The sequence below is a fragment of the Opitutaceae bacterium TAV5 genome (assembly GCA_000242935.3).
GTDB lineage: Bacteria > Verrucomicrobiota > Verrucomicrobiia > Opitutales > Opitutaceae > Geminisphaera.
This window is the reverse complement of the sequence record CP007053.1, coordinates 97860-115256: the sequence shown is the minus strand read 5'-3', so window position 1 is coordinate 115256 and position 17397 is coordinate 97860. Positions and strand designations below refer to the sequence as shown.

The window sequence follows — 17397 nt, the reverse complement described above, 5'->3', positions numbered from 1 at the left end:
GGGAGCGGGAGCCATATGTAAGGCAGGGTCCCTCTTTTCTTTCACACTTCATCACACACCGTGTCCTCCTGCTTGCAGACGGCAGGCGACTGTCCGCCTGCGAAAACCCGCAACACACACCCGTTATTTGCCATGAAAACCAACCACACCAAATCATCATTCGCCGCCATTCTTGCTACCTGCACAATGGCCGGCCTGTTCCTCGCACCGGGCGCTGCCGTCAATGCCGCCACGACCATCTGGAGCGAGAATTTTTCCGGCGGCAGCACCGCGCTCAATCCCCTCAATAAATCGAGCGGGGGAGCGACGGTGATAGGCTGGCAGGGCTGGGGGGCCAACAGCAGCGCCACCACCACCACTCCTGCGAACTTCACAACGAACTCGCAACCCGGCGGCGGCAACACCCCACGCATGGGTCAGCACAACGGTGTGACCGGCTACGACGGCACGACCAACGGCGTCTTCTTCATCGACAGCACCGGTGCCGGCTCCTTCAACACCTTCACCGCCCTTACCGCCGACACGACCGCCAATACCCGATTCGTTTCCACCAACCTCGGCGCTTACGACAGCATCAGCGTTTCCTGGGCGCAGTCCTTCACCTCGACCAGTGACAGCCTTCACCTTCTCGTGAAATCCGGCAACTCATGGTATGTCTCCGTCCAGACCTTCGGCGTGACTGCGGAAAGTGCTGGCGGGAGCATGACCAACGGCGAAATCAAGACTGTGAACCTTACGGAGACCTTCGGGACAGCCGCATGGTATAAAATTGGCAATCTCGGCAATCGGACGGGGGAAACCATCTCAATCAACACAAGCGAGGTGGTCAGCATCGCCTCGACGGACATTGCGGGCATCGGATTCTACTTCAATCTCACGCCCGGCAAACGCGCCTTTGTGGATGACGTGCAACTTGTCGGAACCAGCAACATTCCCGAACCTTCCACGCTGGCGGCGCTGGCCGGTCTTGCCGGCCTGGCCGCCGCAATCCTCATCCGCCGTCGTCGCTGAAGCGCCAGAGCGGTATAAAAAGCGGCAGTTCCGGCTTGTCGGAGCGGCGGCGGATTGGCGGAAAAAGCCGCCGCTCCCATGCCCCGAGGTTCCTTGCTCCGCATCCGGGACCTCCCGCCACCCACCCGATCCTATGCCTGTTTCCGAAACACCCGCTGTCCTGTCGACACCGGCGTCGCCACCCTGTACCGCGTCATGGAATGCGGATACCGGTGAGCTCCGTCTCGCAAACGAATGCTTTGCCGAGACCTGGCACTGCGTTTCCGGCAGAGGAGAATTGCGCCTCGCCTCATTTCATCGCGCTGGTGGCGTCGAGTGGATATCTTCCGCCATTCCGCCAGTGCTGGATCCAGAAACACCTCCGCTGCTTGCCGCATCGGAAAAGGCGGAGCGGTTTGATCAGGAGCCAGTATATCACGTGAGCCGGGATGAAGCGCCGTTCCTCGTCGTCCGGCTCCGTTTTGGATCGCCCGGCAGCGCGGCGTGGCGTCTGTGGGAATTTCGTCTGCATCCGGACATCGCCGGATCATTGTTACGGATCACCGGACCCGAGATCGAGGCTGCCCTCGCCGCTCCGAACGCGGAGAAAATGGGGGCGCTCCGCATCAAGCCCAACGGGCAGATGTTTCTTGCCATGCCGGAAGCTCCGGTCGCACTCCCGCTTGCGGCGCTCGCTTCCCCGCATCTTGTCGTCCGCGAAGTGCGGTTTTACGATCAGACCGACCATCACAGCAATCTCCTCGACGAGCGCGAATACCTCTTGCATCCCGGTGAGCGCTGCCTCCCCTTGACCGGCAACCTGGTCTGTATTGAAAATAATGCGACAGGTTCGGGTAAACAGGGAAGGGGAAGAGAGGGATTCCTGATGTTGCTCCTCGCGCCCTTGCACCGTGTGCGGGCAGAGTGGAGTCCGGTGTTTGATTTCCTCTTTGCCTGGCAGGACAGGATGCTCGTCATGAGTGCGTGCCCGGCTGGATATAGCCTGGCGCGTCTGGCTTACACGGGCGGACGGGCGGGGGCAACACGGGCCTTGCATGGCCTTCAGCGGATATTGTGTGGGGCGGGGCCGGGGGAAAATGCGCTCGTTCTTTCCAACACATGGGGAGATCGCGCGGGGGCCGCGCACCTTGGCGAGCAGTTTATCCTGGATGAAATCACCGCCGCCCGCGATCTCGGCGTGGAGGTCGTGCAGATCGACGATGGCTGGCAGCGCGGAGCCACCGTGAATACGGCGGGCGACAATCCCGAGGCGAACGCGGTTGCCCTGTCCCAAAACGGCGCGAAACCACCCGCCGGAGTCTGGAACGGTTTTTGGGCGGCGGACCCGAACTTTTGGGAACCGCATCCGGTCCGTTTCCCGCGCGGCTTCGCGCCGCTGATCGAAGCGGCGGACAAGGCCGGTGTCCGGCTCGGGCTCTGGTACGCGCCCGATTCGAGCGACGATCTGGCAAACCGGGAGCGGGACGCGGCGCAAATCCTCCGGCTGTGGCGCGAATATGGTATCGCTCATTTCAAGCTCGATGCGGTCAAACTCCATTCGCGGTTGGCCGAGCAGCGATTTCACGCGCTTTGCGACCGCCTTTGGCAGGAAAGCGGAGACGCCATTGTCATCGATTTCGATGCCACTGCCGAGCATCGGCCCACGTATTGGGGGCGGCTTCATGGCGGACCGGTTTTCCTGCAAAACCGGTTTACCGACAACGCGACCTGGCACCCGCACCAGACCTTGCGCGCACTCTGGACGCTGGCGCATTACGTGTTTCCACCCCGGCTGCGTATCGAATTTCTCAATCCCGCCCGGTGCGAGGATGCCTACGTTTTGCGCAACACCGGCGAACCCGATCCACTCCGTCCTGCGGCTTGGCCACCGGAGTATCTTTTTGCCATTACCATGCCGGCTTCGCCGCTGGCCTGGTTCGAAAACAGCAAGGTGCCCGCTGCCGTGGCCGATCGCTGGCGTCCGCTAATTGCCACTTGGAAGCAGCACCGGCGGGCGTTCCATTCGGGAAACATTTTTCCCGTGGGCGATGCACCCAATGGTTTTTCCTGGACCGGGTTCGTTTCGGTCGTTCCGGACGGTACTTTCTATTTTCTGATCTTCCGTGAGTGCGTGCCGACCGGGACTGCTGTTTTCAGATTACCCTCTTCTTGCGTACGTCTCCCCGGGAGCGCGACGCCACGTATCGCGGAAACCCTGGCGGGGGAGGGAACGGTGGAGCTGGACTCCACGAAGACATTCATCGCGCGGATTGGACATGAACGACGTTTTCTCTTCGCCCGCTGGCGGACGGGGGAAACATGAAGCAGGCGACCTATGCCTGAATATGTCCTCCCCTTCCATGTATTTCCGTATCAAAAAATAATGACTGTTTCACTCGCCCGTCCCTCTGTTCCGGTCAAACGTGTATCTGTCGTTTTCAAGACACACCTGGATATCGGGTTTACCGACTTGGCGAAAAACATCGTGGATCGTTACCTGAACGACTACATCCCCGGAGCGCTCCGGCTGGCGAGGGAGACGCGACATTCGCCGTGCCGGTTTGTCTGGACCACGGGTTCATGGCTCGCGTATCGATTCCTCGACGACGCATCGCCTTCGAACCGGCGTCTTATGGAGGAGGCGATCCGTAAGGGTGATTTTCACTGGCATGCGCTTCCTTTTACCACGCACAGCGAGTACATGACCCCCACTCTTTTCCGGGCCGGCCTTCGTTACTCCGCATTGCTGGACACCCGGTTCGGACGGAAAACGCGTGCGGCCAAGATGACCGATGTTCCCGGCCACACCATTGGGATCGTCCCGCTGCTTGCCGAGGCCGGCGTGCGGCTGCTGCACATCGGCGTGAATCCCGCTTCCACTGTTCCCGATGTCCCCCCTGTATTCGTATGGAGGCGCGGCCGCTGCGAAGTCGTTGTCATTTACGAGGCCGATTACGGCGGAGTGATCCGGTTGCCCGGCGGTCGCGCATTGTGCGTCAACCTGACCGGCGACAATCTCGGTCCCCAGAATCCGGGCGAGATCGAAAAGGTCCATGAACGCCTGCGGCACGAGTTTCCGGGGGCGAGCATTGTTCCCGGCGGACTGGGCGATATATCGGCCCATGTATGGAAACATCGTGACAAGTTTCCGGTGATCGAGTCGGAGATTGGCGACACCTGGGTACACGGCATCGGCACCGATCCCGGCAAGACCGCGCGCTACCGGGAACTGAACCGCCTGCGCGAACGCTGGACCGCCAATGGACGACTCAAGGAGGGCTCCGCCATCGATCTCCGCCTGGCGGAGTCGCTGCTTCTCACCGCGGAGCATACCTGGGGGATGGACATCAAAAAACACCTCGCGGACTGGACGCACTACACTGCGAAGAAATTCGCCCGGGTTCGTCGTCTCTCCAATTTTCGCAAGCTGGAAACTTCCTGGTGCGAACAGAGGCGCTACACGAAAACCGCGGTTGCCGCGCTCCCCGATTCGCTTCGCCGCGAGGCGCGTGCCGCCCTCGCAAGACTCCGGCCCGCGCCTTTTCGTTCCGGTTCCGTATGGCGTTCGGTCGATCCGGCCGAAGTGTTCCGTCTGGGGATGCTGACCCTGCAACTTGATCCGGAGACCGGGGCGATCCGCCGCCTGACAGCGGGCGACAGCCGGACGTCTCTGGCCGGTCGCCGAAATATGCTCGGCTGTTTTTTTCGGGAGACATATTCAAAAAGCGATTACGAACGGTTTTATCGTTCCTACATCCGGGAGGAACAAGACTGGTCGCGAAAGGACTTTACCAAGCATGGTCTCCCCACAGCGGTGCGGGCGGCAACGCACCATGTTTCGCTTTCCCGTCTGGAACTGCATCGCGATGGCGATCAGGCCCGCGCCACTCTCGTGTTTTCGCCCCTCGCCCGGCGGGACGGGGTGCCGCCGCTGGTTTGCCTCCGGCTGGAGGCGGATTCCGGCGAGAGTGCGGCCTTGCATATGACTCTCGACTGGTTCGACAAACCGGCGGTGCGATTGCCCGAGGCTTACTGTTTTTCCTTTCATCCGCGACTGCCTTCAGGCGCGTCCTGGCGTTTCCGGAAGTTGGGCCAGTGGATTGACCCTGCCGACATCGTATCGAAGGGCAGCCGGACGCTTCACGGTATCGAGGGCAGCGTGTGCGCGGGCGAGGTGACAATCACCTCGCATGACGCTCCACTGGTCGCGCCGGAACGGCCATGCTTTCTTGAATTCGACGACCGGCTTCCTCGCGCCGATGCCGGAATTGCGTTCAATCTCTTCAACAATATCTGGGGAACGAACTTTCCGATGTGGAGCGAAGGCGATGCGCGTTTCCGGTTCACGTTGCGTTTCCGGGCATAAAAACAGGCAGCATGCGGGTGGCATCCCATCATCGGCTCCGGGATCGCAGCCGGCGGCTGCTCCTCTCGTTTTCGTTTGTGGCGGCAACGTCATCCTTGTGGGCACAAAAACCGACCGGCCCTGATCGATGCGGGAAACGCCGGCTCGCAATATGGCGGCAAATGGACATCCAGCTTCGCTTTATGTCCGCGACTTCCCGCTTTTCCCGCCGGTCTCCGGGTTCCGTTTCTCCCTCTCCGCCGTCTCCTGTGTCCACTGCCTCGGCCGAATCCGATTCCCTAACCTGGGGTAAACGCATCGCCTACGGTTTCGGCGGCATGACGGATCGCCTCGGCAATCAGGGAATCAAGGATCTGGGCAACCCGCTCTACAATCTCGTTCTCGGCATCAATCCGGCCACGATCAGTATCGTTTTTGTGATTACGAGGCCGTCTTCAGCGCCCTGTTTGGCTGAATCATGAAAACCGGCACCGCCCTCGCCATCCTCGGCTTCAACATGCTGCTCAATGGCGTGGGTTTTGACGTCTCTCTTGCGGAAGGGCAGGGGAGCGGCACTCTCCTGGGCATGCGGATCATCTACGCGATTCTCCCCGCGGCCGGCTTTGCCGTTTCCATCGCCTTTCTCACCCGTTACCGCCTCGACGAAAGACGCGAGGTCTGATGCGTTCTTTCTCCCGGCTCTCCATACAACGCGCACTCACCCTGACCGCCGCTCTCGTGATCCTCGTCCTTCTGCCCGTTATCGTCATGACCATCCGCGCCACCCCCACACCATCGACTGCGACAGATGCCAGTGCCGCCGAAGGCTTCCGATGGTGCTCTATCCTTTCCGGTGGCCGCGCCCCGCCCTGACGATGCCGGAGCCACTGTCCACCTCGATGTCGTCCATCCGACGCAATCCGGAACCTCTCGCCTCGTCTTCGAATTTCCAGGCGGCCCCATGTCCGGCTCCACCCTTGCCCGAAGCCTGTAATCCTGGAGCTTCTCATTTCCGCTGTTGCAGGGTTTTCCCGAAACGCCACTCGCCGGGCACGAGGGTTTCGTAGGCCAGTTCCGGCAGACCGGTTTCGCCGGTGTGGATGAGCGACACCACTTGCGAAACGGCCTGCGCGCCGATGCGCCGTTTGTGCTGCCAGATGCCCGCCCAGTCCTCGCAATCGCCGTCGAGCGACAGATGCGCCACGCCGATGTCCTCCGGCACGCGCAATCCGGCGGCGCTCAGCCATTCGGGCAATTTTGCGTGATGCCCCACGACGGCATCCGGCCGCGTGCGTTTCAGCCAGCGTTCCAGTCCTCTCTGGTCGAACGGTTCGAAGACAAAAGGCTCCACGCGTTCGCCCCGCGGCACGCCCGACTGGAAAAAACGCAACGCCGCCAGATACGCGTGATGCGAACGCCGCTCGATGATCCGGTGCACGCACAGGCCGATGCGCCGATAGCCGAGCCGCCGCAGCATTTTCAGGGTGAGTAACAGGTTGTAGTGGTAGTCGGGCATCACCCGGTGCAGTTGCGGCGCGAGGATGGAGCCCTCCAGCGAGACGCTGGCGAAATGCCGCCAGTCGAAACGCAGCCGCATCACACTCGGCCGCGTCTGGCCGACGATCACTCCGCGAATGCCGCGGCTGGCGATGATCGACGACATGCGCCGCTCGGTCATGCCCGGTTCGCGCAGCCAGAATTCGTCCAGTTTGTATCCGAGTTCCTGACACCGTTCGCGCGCGCCTTCGATAAACGGGGCGGTCCACGAGTAATCGCGATAGGCGTTCGGGTTTTCGAATCCGTTGATCCAGGCGATGGGCACCGGTTCCTTGCGCCGCGTCTCGCGCACCCGTGTCATGACTTCCGCCAGCCGGGCGTCCGGCGAGTAGCCGAGTTCCCGGGCCGCAGCGCGCACCCGGGCCACCGTGGCCGCCCCGATCCGGCCGACGCCGCGCAGGGCGCACGAAACCGTCATCCGGGAGACCCCCGCGCGCCGCGCCACGTCCGTGAGACTCGGTTGCTTGTCCATGTCGCCATTCATCCGGCAGGCCGGGTCGCTGACAAGCTGATTTACGTAATGCAATCCCGGGCTGTCCTTGTCGGGTATTCGAAAGCAGGTTCAGGGCACATTCGTCGTCACCGTCGAGCCCGGGCTTTGCGGAGACGGTCCACCCAAAACCTCAGAAAAATCCGACCATCGATCATCATGAAACTCACACACGGAATCCCTTTTTTCAGATTGTGCGTTGTTGCTGGCGCCTTTGTCGCCGCTGCGGCCGTGCAGGGCGCGACGCTTGTCAGTTATGAATTCGGGACCACCAACAAGCTGAACCCGACGTTCTCCGATCCCGATGCGATCACAGGACCGGTCACGATCAACAGCTATGCCAATGCGACCGCTTCCAGCTACTACGGGCTCGCCTCCAACTCCGCCAACCTGTTCACCCGTCTGGCCAACAGGGCGCAAGCCGCCGGCGACCCGGAAACTCCTTTTGCCGAAGGCAGCACGCTGGCGGACGCCATAAGCAACGGGGGATTTTATTCCTTCACGATCGAAGCGGAGGAGGGCCGCTTGCTCGATCTGACTTCGCTGACCGTCCAACTCGGTACGGAACGACTCAGCGGTGCCTCCGCGTTCACCGCCCATGCTTGGCTGTGCGACGAAAACGGCAATCCGCTCGGTTCGACGACGAAGAATGCCGCATCTGCAACTTTATCATGGAATGACTTTAACGTCGATCTGTCGACACTCGCTCCCGCCGCCTCCTTTACTTTTCGCATCTATGTCGCGGGCGAGCCGGAGGGCGACGCTGAATACAATCAGGTGATCCGGCTCCGCAACGTCACGCTGACCGGTTCCGTCATTGCCGTTCCCGAACCCGGCGCATGGGCGCTGATTGCCGGGGCGCTCCTGCTTTCGTTTGCGTTCTGGCGGGCTCGCTCCAGTCGTGGTTCGCACTGAAATCCCTGTTTAACTGCCGTCATCATGATCCCCCGTTTCCCCCAAACACTTCCGCATTGCCGGTCCGCCTTCACTCTCATCGAACTGCTGACGGTTATCGCTATCATCGGCATCCTTGCGGCGATCATCATCCCGACGGTCGGCAAGGTCCGCGAAGCAGCGCGGACCGCGGCCTGCCAGAGCAACCTCCGCCAGTTTGGCGTCGCCTCGCTCCTCTACGCGCAGGACCACAAGGGCTGCCTCAATTATCAGACCGGTTATGGAAAGGCGGGCGCCACATTCTGGTATGACCGGTTTGCACCTTACATCGCCGGGAGCGACAAGGCAGACGTCCGCAATGCGCAAACTATCTGGCTCTGTCCCGCTGTTGTGGGTCGTGATCCCAACGTTGCCGACACTACAAAAAAAGACTATGCCATGTCTCGCGGCACATGTATCGACCGGGCTGAAAACACGACATCATTTACCGCATCCCGTCCGATCACCGATTTCGAGACGCCCAGTCGCAAAATCTACATTCTTGATGTCAACTCCTCTACGACCATCGTTGCCAGCGAGTTGTTCACCAAAGGCGGAACCAAAATTGCTCTCCGTCACAACAACAAGGCAAACATCCTTTTCCTGGACGGCCACGTTCGTACCTTGGGCACTCCGCCCCTTCCACGTGTTCAATCCACTTCCGAAGGTGAGAAATGGCTCTACCACGACGCTCCTGCCCCGGACTTTTAGCCCCCACCTGCCCTTTCCGGCAGAAAAACCGGACCGTCTCGACGCAGACCGGCTAGCACCTGCCATTATCCAAAACCTCGCCTCGAATGCCACTGCAACCCATGACGGCCGGATGTATCATCCGGACATTTCTCGGCCTTGCCTTCATCATTGCGCAAGCTCTTGCCGCCGCCCCCACCGAATTTCCCGAAATCCCCGGCGTCAAAATCGCTCCCGCCGGCGACCTTACGGTGGCCGGCATCCGCACCGGTGTCACACTGATCGACACCCAATGGGGGCAGGCCAAACAGGAAAGCCTTGTCACTCAAACAGGGTATCCGCGTGCTCACGACAAGACCCGAGCCTGGGTCAATCGCGGCACGCTCGCGCTCAAGACCCACCCCGACATTCCGCTCCGGTTCCTGCAACGCATCAGTCCTGTCGCGCAGGACCCGCAGGCCATGCGCCTCGAATGGGAAGTTATCCCGGCCAGTCCCGACGCCAGCGCTCCTCTCCGGGAAGCCGCGTGGCAACTGTTCCTCCCCGTCAAACGCTACGACGGCCGGCAGCTCCGCATCGACGACACCACGCTGACCCTCTCCGCCGACGACACCAGACAACCTTTCCCCAACCTCCGTTCCGCCGAGCGCACGCTGGCGATTCCGGTCGACGACAACGCCTCGCTCGTCATCACCGGAAAATTTGGCATCACTCTCCAGGACATGCGCCGTTGGGGCACTCCCGCCTGGGTCGTCCGTATCCGCTTCCTCCAGCGCAACAACACCGGCACGCAAGAGCAGCCAACCCTCGCCCGCGCCGCGCTCGAAGTCCGCCTGCGCTACCAACCGCACCGCAGCACCGCCCTCGACCTGCGGCCCGTTGCCAACCGCGCCTTCGTCGACGAGGTCGCCGGTGACAATCGCGGCGGCTGGACCGATCAGGGGCCCGAACAAGATCTCCGTGCCCTCAAGCCCGGCCTTCTCGACACCTCCGGCATTGCGTTCGATATCATCGATCCGGCATCGAACAACAACAAGGCCGCCCTCGTCCTCGGTCGCATCGGCCAGCCCGAACTTCCGCGTTCCGCCACGCTCACGCTCCCCGCCGCGCCCTCTGCTTCCGGTGCCAGTCCGTCCGACCCTCCTCGCAACCTCTACCTCCTGCACGCCGCCGCCTGGCTCCCCATCGAAAGCGAGCCCGTGGGCACGGTCGCCATCCGCAATACCGACGGAACCACCACCCGGCGCGACATCCTTGCCAACCGCGACATCGCCGACTGGTGGTCTCCCTCCACCCGCCCCAACGCCATCCCGGCCTGGAGCGCCGACAACACGCAAGCCACCGTGGCGCTCTACCTCACCCGGCTCCCGCTCGATCCTGTCAAAACTCCCGCCGCCATCACCTTTGAAACCACCGGCGACTCCATGTGGATGATCGCCGCCGCCTCCACTTCTCCCGACGACATCCCCGTTACCGGCACTCGCGTCCCCTTGGCCATCCAGGCCGGCAAGGACTGGGCGCCCTACCACCACACGCTTGAAATCCGGTCCGGATCCGTATTCGATTTTTCGCCACATGTTCTGGCCGGCGCTCCGGCCGGAAAAAACGGCCCCCTCATCGCCACGCCAGACGGCCATTTTGCATTCGAACACCAGCCCGGCCGTCCCGTCCGTTTCTGGGGCGTCAATCTCTGCTTCTCCGCCAACTTCCTCGAAAACGACGAAGCCGACCGCCTCGCCGACCGTCTCACGCGTTCCGGTTACAACACCGTTCGCCTCCACCACTACGACCGCGACATCACTCTGCCCGGACAAAATTCCTGGGACATCGATCCCGCCAAACTCGACCGTCTCGACTACCTCTTTGCCGCGCTCAAAAAACGCGGCATCTATCTCAACATCGACCTCTACTCCGCCCGCTATTTCAGCGACGCCGAACTCCGCTCCTTTGGTCTCGACACCACTCTCCGCCCCAACGCACACCGCCGCAACTTCAAGGCCCTCTTTCCCATCACTCCCGCGATGTTCGAATCGTGGAAGAAATTCGCCCAAGACCTCCTTCTTCACAAAAACGCCTACACCGGCCTCACGTGGGCCGAAGATCCCGCTCTCATTGGCATCTGTCCCCTCAACGAAGACAACCTTGTCACCAACCTGACCACCCCGCTTGCCATTTCCCGCTACGAAGCCGCCTATGCCGCCGCGCACCCCGACGCCCCCGACCCCACGCAAAACCCCGCGGCATGGAACCGTTTCCTCTACGAATCGCAGATCAGCTCCGACGCGCGCATCTTCGATTTCCTGCGCAACACCCTGAAGACCCGCGCTCTCCTCACCGGCGCCAATTATCGCGGCTATCAGGGGCTGTCGTATGTACGGGAACATTACGACTACGTGGACAACCACACCTATTGGGACCACCCCAATTTTCCCCGCGCCGCTTGGTCCCCCCCCTACAGCTTCAGCCAGCGCAACGCCACCCGCCTCGCCGCCCGCGTTCCCCGCACCACCATGCCCACCCGCATCCCGGGAAAACCCTTCGTCATCACCGAATTCAATTACTGCCGCCCCAACGCCACCCGCGCCGAAGGCTCCGTCCTCATGCCCGCCTACGCATCGCTCCAGGACTGGGATGCGCTCTATAATTTCCAGTATGCCCATGACCGCGACACCGCGCTCCATGGAGCCGTCGAAAACTACTTTGCCATCGCCGCAGACCCTGTCGGGCTCATCGGCGACCGCGTCGGCGCGCTCCTCTTCCTTCGCCGGGATATAGCCCCTGCGACGCGGACCATCGTCTATGCGGCTGCTCCTGACGAAGCGTTCGCCAAAATGACGGCACCCTTTCCCGAATCCTTTTCCCGACTCGGCCTCGTCACCCGCATCGGATCCTTTCCCGGCGCTCCCGCCGACCTGCTCGGGAAAACATTTCCCGGCGAACTCAACCTCGCCGCTCTCGTCACTGGTTCGGCCACCCTTGCCGGTTCCGCTCCCCGTGCTCCCGTTCGCACCTGGACAGCCGACAACCAGCTCGCCGCCAATCTCGTCAACGCCGGCATTCTCCCCTCCGGCTCCATCAGCGACGACGGACGGAGTTACACCAGTGAGACCCGCCAGATCGAACTCAGCACCCTGCCCGGCACGCTCAAGGTCGTCACGCCTCGCGGCGAACACTTCGTCGCCGCTCCCTCTGCCCGCCTTTCCGGCGACCGTGTGACGATCCGGAATGGCGACGTTCCCGCCACTCTCTCCATCGTTGCCGTTGACGACGCTCCGCTTGCCGCCACACGCCGCATTCTCGTCACGCACCTCACCAATTCCCTTCCCGCCGGAGCCCGCTTCGAACACACCGATCAAAAACTCCTCCTCGGTTGGGGCAAAGGCCCGCACCTCGTGCAACGCGGTTCCACCGAACTCGCCCTCCGCCTGTCCCCCGGCGACTGGAGGGCATGGGCCGTCGATGCTTCCGGCGAACGTGTCAGGGAAGTAAAACTGCAACACAAAAACAACCAGCTCGTCCTGATCGCAGATACCGTCACCGACGAAGGTACTCAACTCGCCTACGAACTCACCCGTTAACTCCCTCCCATCCGGACACGATATGACACGACTTCACACCCTCCTTTTCGGCATTCTCATCGGTAGCCTCGGCCTCATGTCGCCGGCCCGTTCCGCTGCCGCCGCCAGCACCCTGGACGAAGCAGACGACTACACCACCCGCGCATCCGTTCCCGGAAAGAAAACCGCGACCTCCTCGCACTACACCATCACGCGCAACACCGACTGGGCTCCCTACGCCCATTCCGTTGAAATCGCACCGGGAGGGGTATTCGATTTTTCACGGCAGGTGGCCGTTCATGCGCCTGCCGGAAAGGATGGGCCGATCATGGTGACACCCGACGGCCACTTCGCCTTCGAAAAACAACCCGGCCGGCGCGTCCGCTTCTGGGGAGTCAACCTCTGCTTCACGGCCAACTACCTGGAACCCGACGAAACCGAACGTCTTGCCGAACGCCTCGCCCGGTCCGGATACAATACCGTCCGCCTGCATCACTACGACCGCATGCTGGTCCGCGAAGGGGGCAACTCCTGGGACATCGACCCGCACAAACTCGATCAGCTCGACCGCCTCTTTGCCGCTCTCAAAAAACACGGCATTTACATTAACATCGACCTTTTCAGTTCCCGCCGCTTCTCCCCGGCCGAGTATGCTGCCTTCGGATTTCCCCCAAATCTGACTGCCTCGCAAAATCGCATTCTTTTCAAAAGCTACATCCCCATCGACGACGCCATCTTCGAGTCCTGGAAAAAATTCGCCGCCGCACTCCTCACGCACAAAAATCCCTACACCGGTCTCACCTGGGCCGAGGATCCCGCTCTCATCGGCATCTGTCCCGTCAACGAAGATACCCTCTTCCGCAACGTCCTGCGCAACCCGGACGTCCGCGCACGCTACGAAACCCTCTTCGCCGCCTCCCGTCAGTCGTCCGTCCCCGCCAATGAGACGCCGCCGCAGCGCGAAGCTGCCTTCACCCGCTTCGTTTACGACACCCATATCCGCTCCGACGCCCGCATCTTTGCCTACCTTCGCTCCCTCGGCACCAGGGCGCTCCTGACGGGGGCCAACTACACCCTCACCCAGGGCCTCGCCTGGGTCCGCGACCACTACGACTACGTGGACAGCCACAGCTACTGGTCCCACCCCCAGTTCCCGCAAAAATCCTGGGCCTTCCCCATAAAATTCCGGCAGGACAGCCCCATCCACGCCCTTGCTCTCGTGCCCAACCGCCTCAGCCCCGTCCGCATTCCCGGAAAACCGTTTACCGTCACCGAATTCAACTACTGCCGCCCCAATCGCTATCGCGCCGAAGGCGCCCTCCTCATGCCCGCTTACACCAGCCTCCAGGATTGGGATGCGTTGTACAATTTCCAATACGCCATGAGCCGTGAGCAGGCGCTCGAAGGCGGCGTCGAAAACTACTTTGCGGTTGCCGCCGACCCCATCGGTCTCATCAGCGACCGCGTCGGCTCCTTCCTCTTCCAGCGCGGCGACATTGCCCCCGCGAACCGCCTCATCACCTGGGCCGCCCGCTCCGAAGAAGCGTTTGCCGAACTCGACAAGAAGTTCCCCGACAACTTTTACCTCCTCGGTCTCGTCTCGCGCATCGGGGCCAAACCCGGAACGCCCGCCGAAGTCCGTGCCGCCGTTCCGGCTTCCGACGCCATTCTTACCGGCGCGACACCCGCTCCTGCCTCGCCCCTGCCACCCAAAACCTGGATCGCCGACGCCAGCCTCATCGACGACCTGAAGCGCGCCGGCGTGATCGCCCGCGACGCCGTTGATGCGAAAGGCCGCCGCGTGGTCAGCGACACCCGCCAGATCGAGCTCGATGCCGACAGCGGCACCCTCAAGGTCGTCACCCCGCGCAGTGAACTCTTCTATGCACCCAAAGGCGCCGCCCTTTCCGGCGACCGCGTTGCCGTCGAAAACGTGACCGCCGACGCTGCGCTTTCCGTGATCGCCCTCGGCGACGAACCGCTCGCCACGACGCGCCGCGTGCTCGTCACGCACCTCACCGACGCCCTGCCCGAAGGGATGCAGTTTGAAAAACCCGACCGCAAACTCCTCCTCGGCTGGGGCGAGGGACCGCACCTCGTGCAACGCGGCGAAGCCACCCTGACCCTCCGCCTTGCGCCCGGCGAATGGAAAGCCTGGGCCGTGGACGCCACCGGCGCGCGTGTCAGGGAGATTCCGTTACAAAATCGGGACGGAAAACTCATCCTGAACTCCGCCACGGTTTCCCCGGAAGGCACGCAGCTCGCCTTCGAACTCGCGCGCTAGGGAACGTCGCATCCTCTGATTTCCATCGATTCCCCTCATGACAATTCCACGCACTTATGCGGCTGTCGGCACCGGCGGGCGCATTCCGATGTTCATTGATCCGATCGCCACCACCTGGCGCGAGTCTGCCCGCCTCGTCGGCCTCTGCGACCTCTCGGCCACGCGCCGCCGGCATCACCAGAAACGCCTCTCGGAAAAATACGGTCTCCCGATCGTTCCCGACTACGATGCGACCGATTTCGAATGCATGCTCGCCGAACAGAAGCCGGACGCGGTCATTGTCTGCACTCCTGACTGTACACATCATGACTACATCGTCCGCGCGCTCGACGCCGGTTGCGATGTGATCACCGAAAAGCCGCTCACCATCGATGCAGCCAAACTCTCTGCCATCGACGCCGCACTCAAACGCAACCCCGGCCGTAGCGTCCGTGTGGCGTTCAATTACCGTTGGAGTCCCGGGGCCACACGCGTTCGCCAGCTCCTCGCCGAAGGTGTTATCGGCGAGGTCAAACACGTTCACTACGAATACATGCTCAACACCAGCCACGGCGCCGATTATTTCCGTCGCTGGCACAGCTACAAGGAGTGCTCAGGCGGACTGCTGATTCACAAGGCGACCCACCACTTCGACCTGCTCAACTGGTGGCTCGACGCCATTCCCTCCGACGTCTTCGCGCGCGGCGCACTTGCCTTTTATGGCAGGCAAAACGCCGTCGCCCGCGGTCAGGCAAACCTGACCCGTTATCCCCGCTATACCGGGCATCCCGAGTCGGCGGGCGATCCATTCCGTCTCACGCTCGACGACGATCCCGACCTCCGCGCCCTCTATCTCGATGCCGAAGACGACAGCGGCTATATTCGCGACGAAAATGTATTTCGCGACGGTATTACGATCGAGGATACGATGAGCCTCCTGGTCCATTATCGTACCGGCGTCACGGTCAACTATTCGCTCAACGCCTTTTGTCCCAACGAAGGCTGCCGGGTGTCGTTCACCGGAGATGCCGGGCGGCTGGACTACGTGGCGGAACACGCATCGCACATCATCACCGGTGACAGCGACATCAAGATCATGGCCGGTGGCCGTCACGAAATGCGCATTCGGCTGCAAAAGCATTTTCGGGAGGCCGAGGAGTTTTCCGTGAAGGAAAATCCCGGCGGCCACGGCGGCGGCGATCCGCTCCTGCAGGAACAACTTTTTTCCGCCGCACCGCCCTCCGATCCTTTTCGACGCGCCGCCTGCCATGAACAAGGCGCAGCCTCCATCCTCGTCGGCATTGCCGCCAACCGGTCGATGGAAACCGGCCAGCCGGTCGCGATCGCCGATCTGTTTCCGCTGGCTCCGGAGGCGGCCCGGCTGAGCGAACTCCGGTAGCCGGCCCGGCCACCCTTTTTCGCAGATGATGGTACGCGGTGCGACGCAGCGGCGGGGATGCTGCTGCTTCACGCTGTCTCCAGCGCCGGCCGGCGGAGTGTTTTCCCGAAACGCCACTCGCCCGGCACCAGCGTTTCGCAGGCGAGGTCCGGCAGCCCGATCTTGCCGGTATGGAGAGAAGACACCACCTGCGATACCGCCTGGGCTCCGATGCGCCGTTTGTGCTGCCAGATGCCCGCCCAGTCCTCGCAATCCCCGTCGAGCGACAGATGCACCACACCGATATCCTCCGGCACGCGCAGCCCGGCCGCGCCCAGCCATTCGGGCAATTTTGCGTGGTGTCCCACGACCACCTCCGGCCGCGTCTGCTCGAGCCACGTTTCAAATGCCACCTTGTCGAACTTTCTCTTTTCGGCCGGTCTGAAAACAAGCGGCGGCAGGCGTTCGGCGGCCGGAAGTTCCCACTGGAAATACCGGAAGGCTGCCATGTATTTGTGATGCGACCGGCGCTCCTCCTGCCAGTGCAAATACAATCCGATGCGCCGGTAGCCGAGACGCCGCAGCATTTTGAGGGTGAGCAGCATGTTGTAATAATGATCCGGTCCGACCCGATGGAGGCGGGGCGCAAGGACTGCGTTGTCGAACGAGACGGCCGAAAATTGCCGCCAGTCCATGCGGATGTGTGAAACGCTTGGCGCCACGCTCGGACACACCACTACACCGCGAATGCCCCTGCTGGCCAGGATTGTGGACATACGCGGCCCCGACATACCGGGCTCCCTGAGCCAGAACTCGTCCAGACGATAACCCAGTTCGTGCGCCTGCTCGCGAGCGCCATCGATATAGGGCGTCAACCAGGGGTAAGCCTGGAATGCATTCTTCCTCAGGTTGGCATGCAACCAGGCCAGGGGGATCAGTTCCTTTTGTTTGCTGCGACGGATGCCAGCCATCGTCTGCGCGAGCTGTGCGTCGGGAGCGTAATTCATCTGGCGGGCGATGAGCCGCACGCGCTCTGCCGTGGCTGCATTGACCAGCGGTGAATTTCGCAACGCTCGCGACACGGTCATCCGTGACACTCCGGCTCTTTCGGCGATCGGTTTCAGCCCTGTCATGATGGTTTTGTTATGTAACATAAGACCACACTTCCACTCAAAACCTTTCCCCCCCATACAA

The 17397-nt window shown here is 62.0% G+C and carries 14 protein-coding genes; 12 read left to right on the top strand and 2 right to left on the bottom strand.

The features are described 5' to 3' along the window. The first annotated feature begins 132 nt into the window (after positions 1-132). The 7 genes from OPIT5_00995 (at position 133) to OPIT5_00965 (ending at position 6329) form a co-directional block, all read left to right on the top strand. The gene (locus OPIT5_00995) at positions 133-1011 is read left to right on the top strand and encodes a hypothetical protein (protein ID AHF93942.1); all 879 of its coding nucleotides are present in this window, start codon (positions 133-135) and stop codon (positions 1009-1011) included. Positions 1012-1351: 340 nt separating this feature from the next. After that, entirely contained in the window at positions 1352-3313 is a 1962-nt protein-coding gene (locus tag OPIT5_00990; protein AHF93941.1) for a hypothetical protein, read from the top strand. A gap of 60 nt (positions 3314-3373) precedes the next feature. After that, positions 3374-5356, top strand: coding sequence for a glycosyhydrolase (locus OPIT5_00985; GenBank protein AHF89053.1), 1983 nt, complete (start codon positions 3374-3376; stop codon positions 5354-5356). Positions 5357-5604: 248 nt separating this feature from the next. Beyond that, positions 5605-5817: a hypothetical protein gene (locus OPIT5_00980; GenBank protein ID AHF93940.1), complete on the top strand. Its 213-nt coding sequence runs from the start codon at positions 5605-5607 to the stop codon at positions 5815-5817. Further along, positions 5814-6017, top strand: a complete 204-nt coding sequence (locus OPIT5_00975) for a hypothetical protein (protein ID AHF93939.1) — start codon at positions 5814-5816, stop codon at positions 6015-6017. Before OPIT5_00980 ends, OPIT5_00975 begins: the two co-directional genes overlap by 4 nt. Next, positions 6017-6208, top strand: a complete 192-nt coding sequence (locus OPIT5_00970) for a hypothetical protein (protein AHF93938.1) — start codon at positions 6017-6019, stop codon at positions 6206-6208. The genes OPIT5_00975 and OPIT5_00970 overlap by 1 nt, the downstream gene beginning before the upstream one ends. After that, the gene (locus OPIT5_00965) at positions 6189-6329 is read left to right on the top strand and encodes a hypothetical protein (protein ID AHF93937.1); all 141 of its coding nucleotides are present in this window, start codon (positions 6189-6191) and stop codon (positions 6327-6329) included. The genes OPIT5_00970 and OPIT5_00965 overlap by 20 nt, the downstream gene beginning before the upstream one ends. A gap of 12 nt (positions 6330-6341) precedes the next feature. Here the strand turns inward: OPIT5_00965 and OPIT5_00960 are convergent, their stop codons facing one another. Continuing rightward, a complete protein-coding gene (locus OPIT5_00960; protein ID AHF89052.1) occupies positions 6342-7364 on the bottom strand; it encodes a LacI family transcriptional regulator in 1023 nt (340 codons plus the stop codon). A 177-nt stretch (positions 7365-7541) separates the two neighbouring features. On the opposite strand from OPIT5_00960, the gene OPIT5_00955 reads away from it, so the two are divergent. From OPIT5_00955 to OPIT5_00935, 5 genes are all read left to right on the top strand, one after another. Beyond that, on the top strand, positions 7542-8297 hold the full coding sequence (locus OPIT5_00955; GenBank protein ID AHF89051.1) for an anchor protein: 756 nt from the start codon (positions 7542-7544) through the stop codon (positions 8295-8297). A 24-nt stretch (positions 8298-8321) separates the two neighbouring features. Further along, on the top strand, positions 8322-9026 hold the full coding sequence (locus tag OPIT5_00950; GenBank protein ID AHF89050.1) for an N-terminal cleavage protein: 705 nt from the start codon (positions 8322-8324) through the stop codon (positions 9024-9026). A gap of 101 nt (positions 9027-9127) precedes the next feature. Further along, entirely contained in the window at positions 9128-12583 is a 3456-nt protein-coding gene (locus tag OPIT5_00945) for a glycosyl hydrolase family 5 (protein ID AHF89049.1), read from the top strand. 22 nt (positions 12584-12605) lie between these two features. Beyond that, positions 12606-14846: a hypothetical protein gene (locus OPIT5_00940; GenBank protein ID AHF89048.1), complete on the top strand. Its 2241-nt coding sequence runs from the start codon at positions 12606-12608 to the stop codon at positions 14844-14846. 37 nt (positions 14847-14883) lie between these two features. Further along, positions 14884-16224, top strand: coding sequence for an oxidoreductase (locus OPIT5_00935; protein AHF89047.1), 1341 nt, complete (start codon positions 14884-14886; stop codon positions 16222-16224). A gap of 68 nt (positions 16225-16292) precedes the next feature. On the opposite strand, the gene OPIT5_00930 is transcribed toward OPIT5_00935, so the two are convergent. Further along, the gene (locus OPIT5_00930) at positions 16293-17336 is read right to left on the bottom strand and encodes a LacI family transcriptional regulator (protein AHF89046.1); all 1044 of its coding nucleotides are present in this window, start codon (positions 17334-17336) and stop codon (positions 16293-16295) included. Between the last annotated feature and the right edge of the window lie 61 nt (positions 17337-17397).

Excerpts from the sequence above, each read along its gene's own strand:
- OPIT5_00930 (AHF89046.1), bottom strand. The coding sequence starts at position 17,336 with ATGACAGGGCTGAAACCGATCGCCGAAAGAGCCGGAGTGTCACGGATG.
- OPIT5_00960 (AHF89052.1), bottom strand. The coding sequence starts at position 7,364 with ATGGACAAGCAACCGAGTCTCACGGACGTGGCGCGGCGCGCGGGGGTC.
- OPIT5_00975 (AHF93939.1), top strand. The coding sequence starts at position 5,814 with ATGAAAACCGGCACCGCCCTCGCCATCCTCGGCTTCAACATGCTGCTC.
- OPIT5_00950 (AHF89050.1), top strand. The coding sequence starts at position 8,322 with ATGATCCCCCGTTTCCCCCAAACACTTCCGCATTGCCGGTCCGCCTTC.
- OPIT5_00970 (AHF93938.1), top strand. The coding sequence starts at position 6,017 with ATGCGTTCTTTCTCCCGGCTCTCCATACAACGCGCACTCACCCTGACC.
- OPIT5_00940 (AHF89048.1), top strand. The coding sequence starts at position 12,606 with ATGACACGACTTCACACCCTCCTTTTCGGCATTCTCATCGGTAGCCTC.
- OPIT5_00985 (AHF89053.1), top strand. The coding sequence starts at position 3,374 with ATGACTGTTTCACTCGCCCGTCCCTCTGTTCCGGTCAAACGTGTATCT.
- OPIT5_00955 (AHF89051.1), top strand. The coding sequence starts at position 7,542 with ATGAAACTCACACACGGAATCCCTTTTTTCAGATTGTGCGTTGTTGCT.
- OPIT5_00935 (AHF89047.1), top strand. The coding sequence starts at position 14,884 with ATGACAATTCCACGCACTTATGCGGCTGTCGGCACCGGCGGGCGCATT.
- OPIT5_00995 (AHF93942.1), top strand. The coding sequence starts at position 133 with ATGAAAACCAACCACACCAAATCATCATTCGCCGCCATTCTTGCTACC.
- OPIT5_00945 (AHF89049.1), top strand. The coding sequence starts at position 9,128 with ATGACGGCCGGATGTATCATCCGGACATTTCTCGGCCTTGCCTTCATC.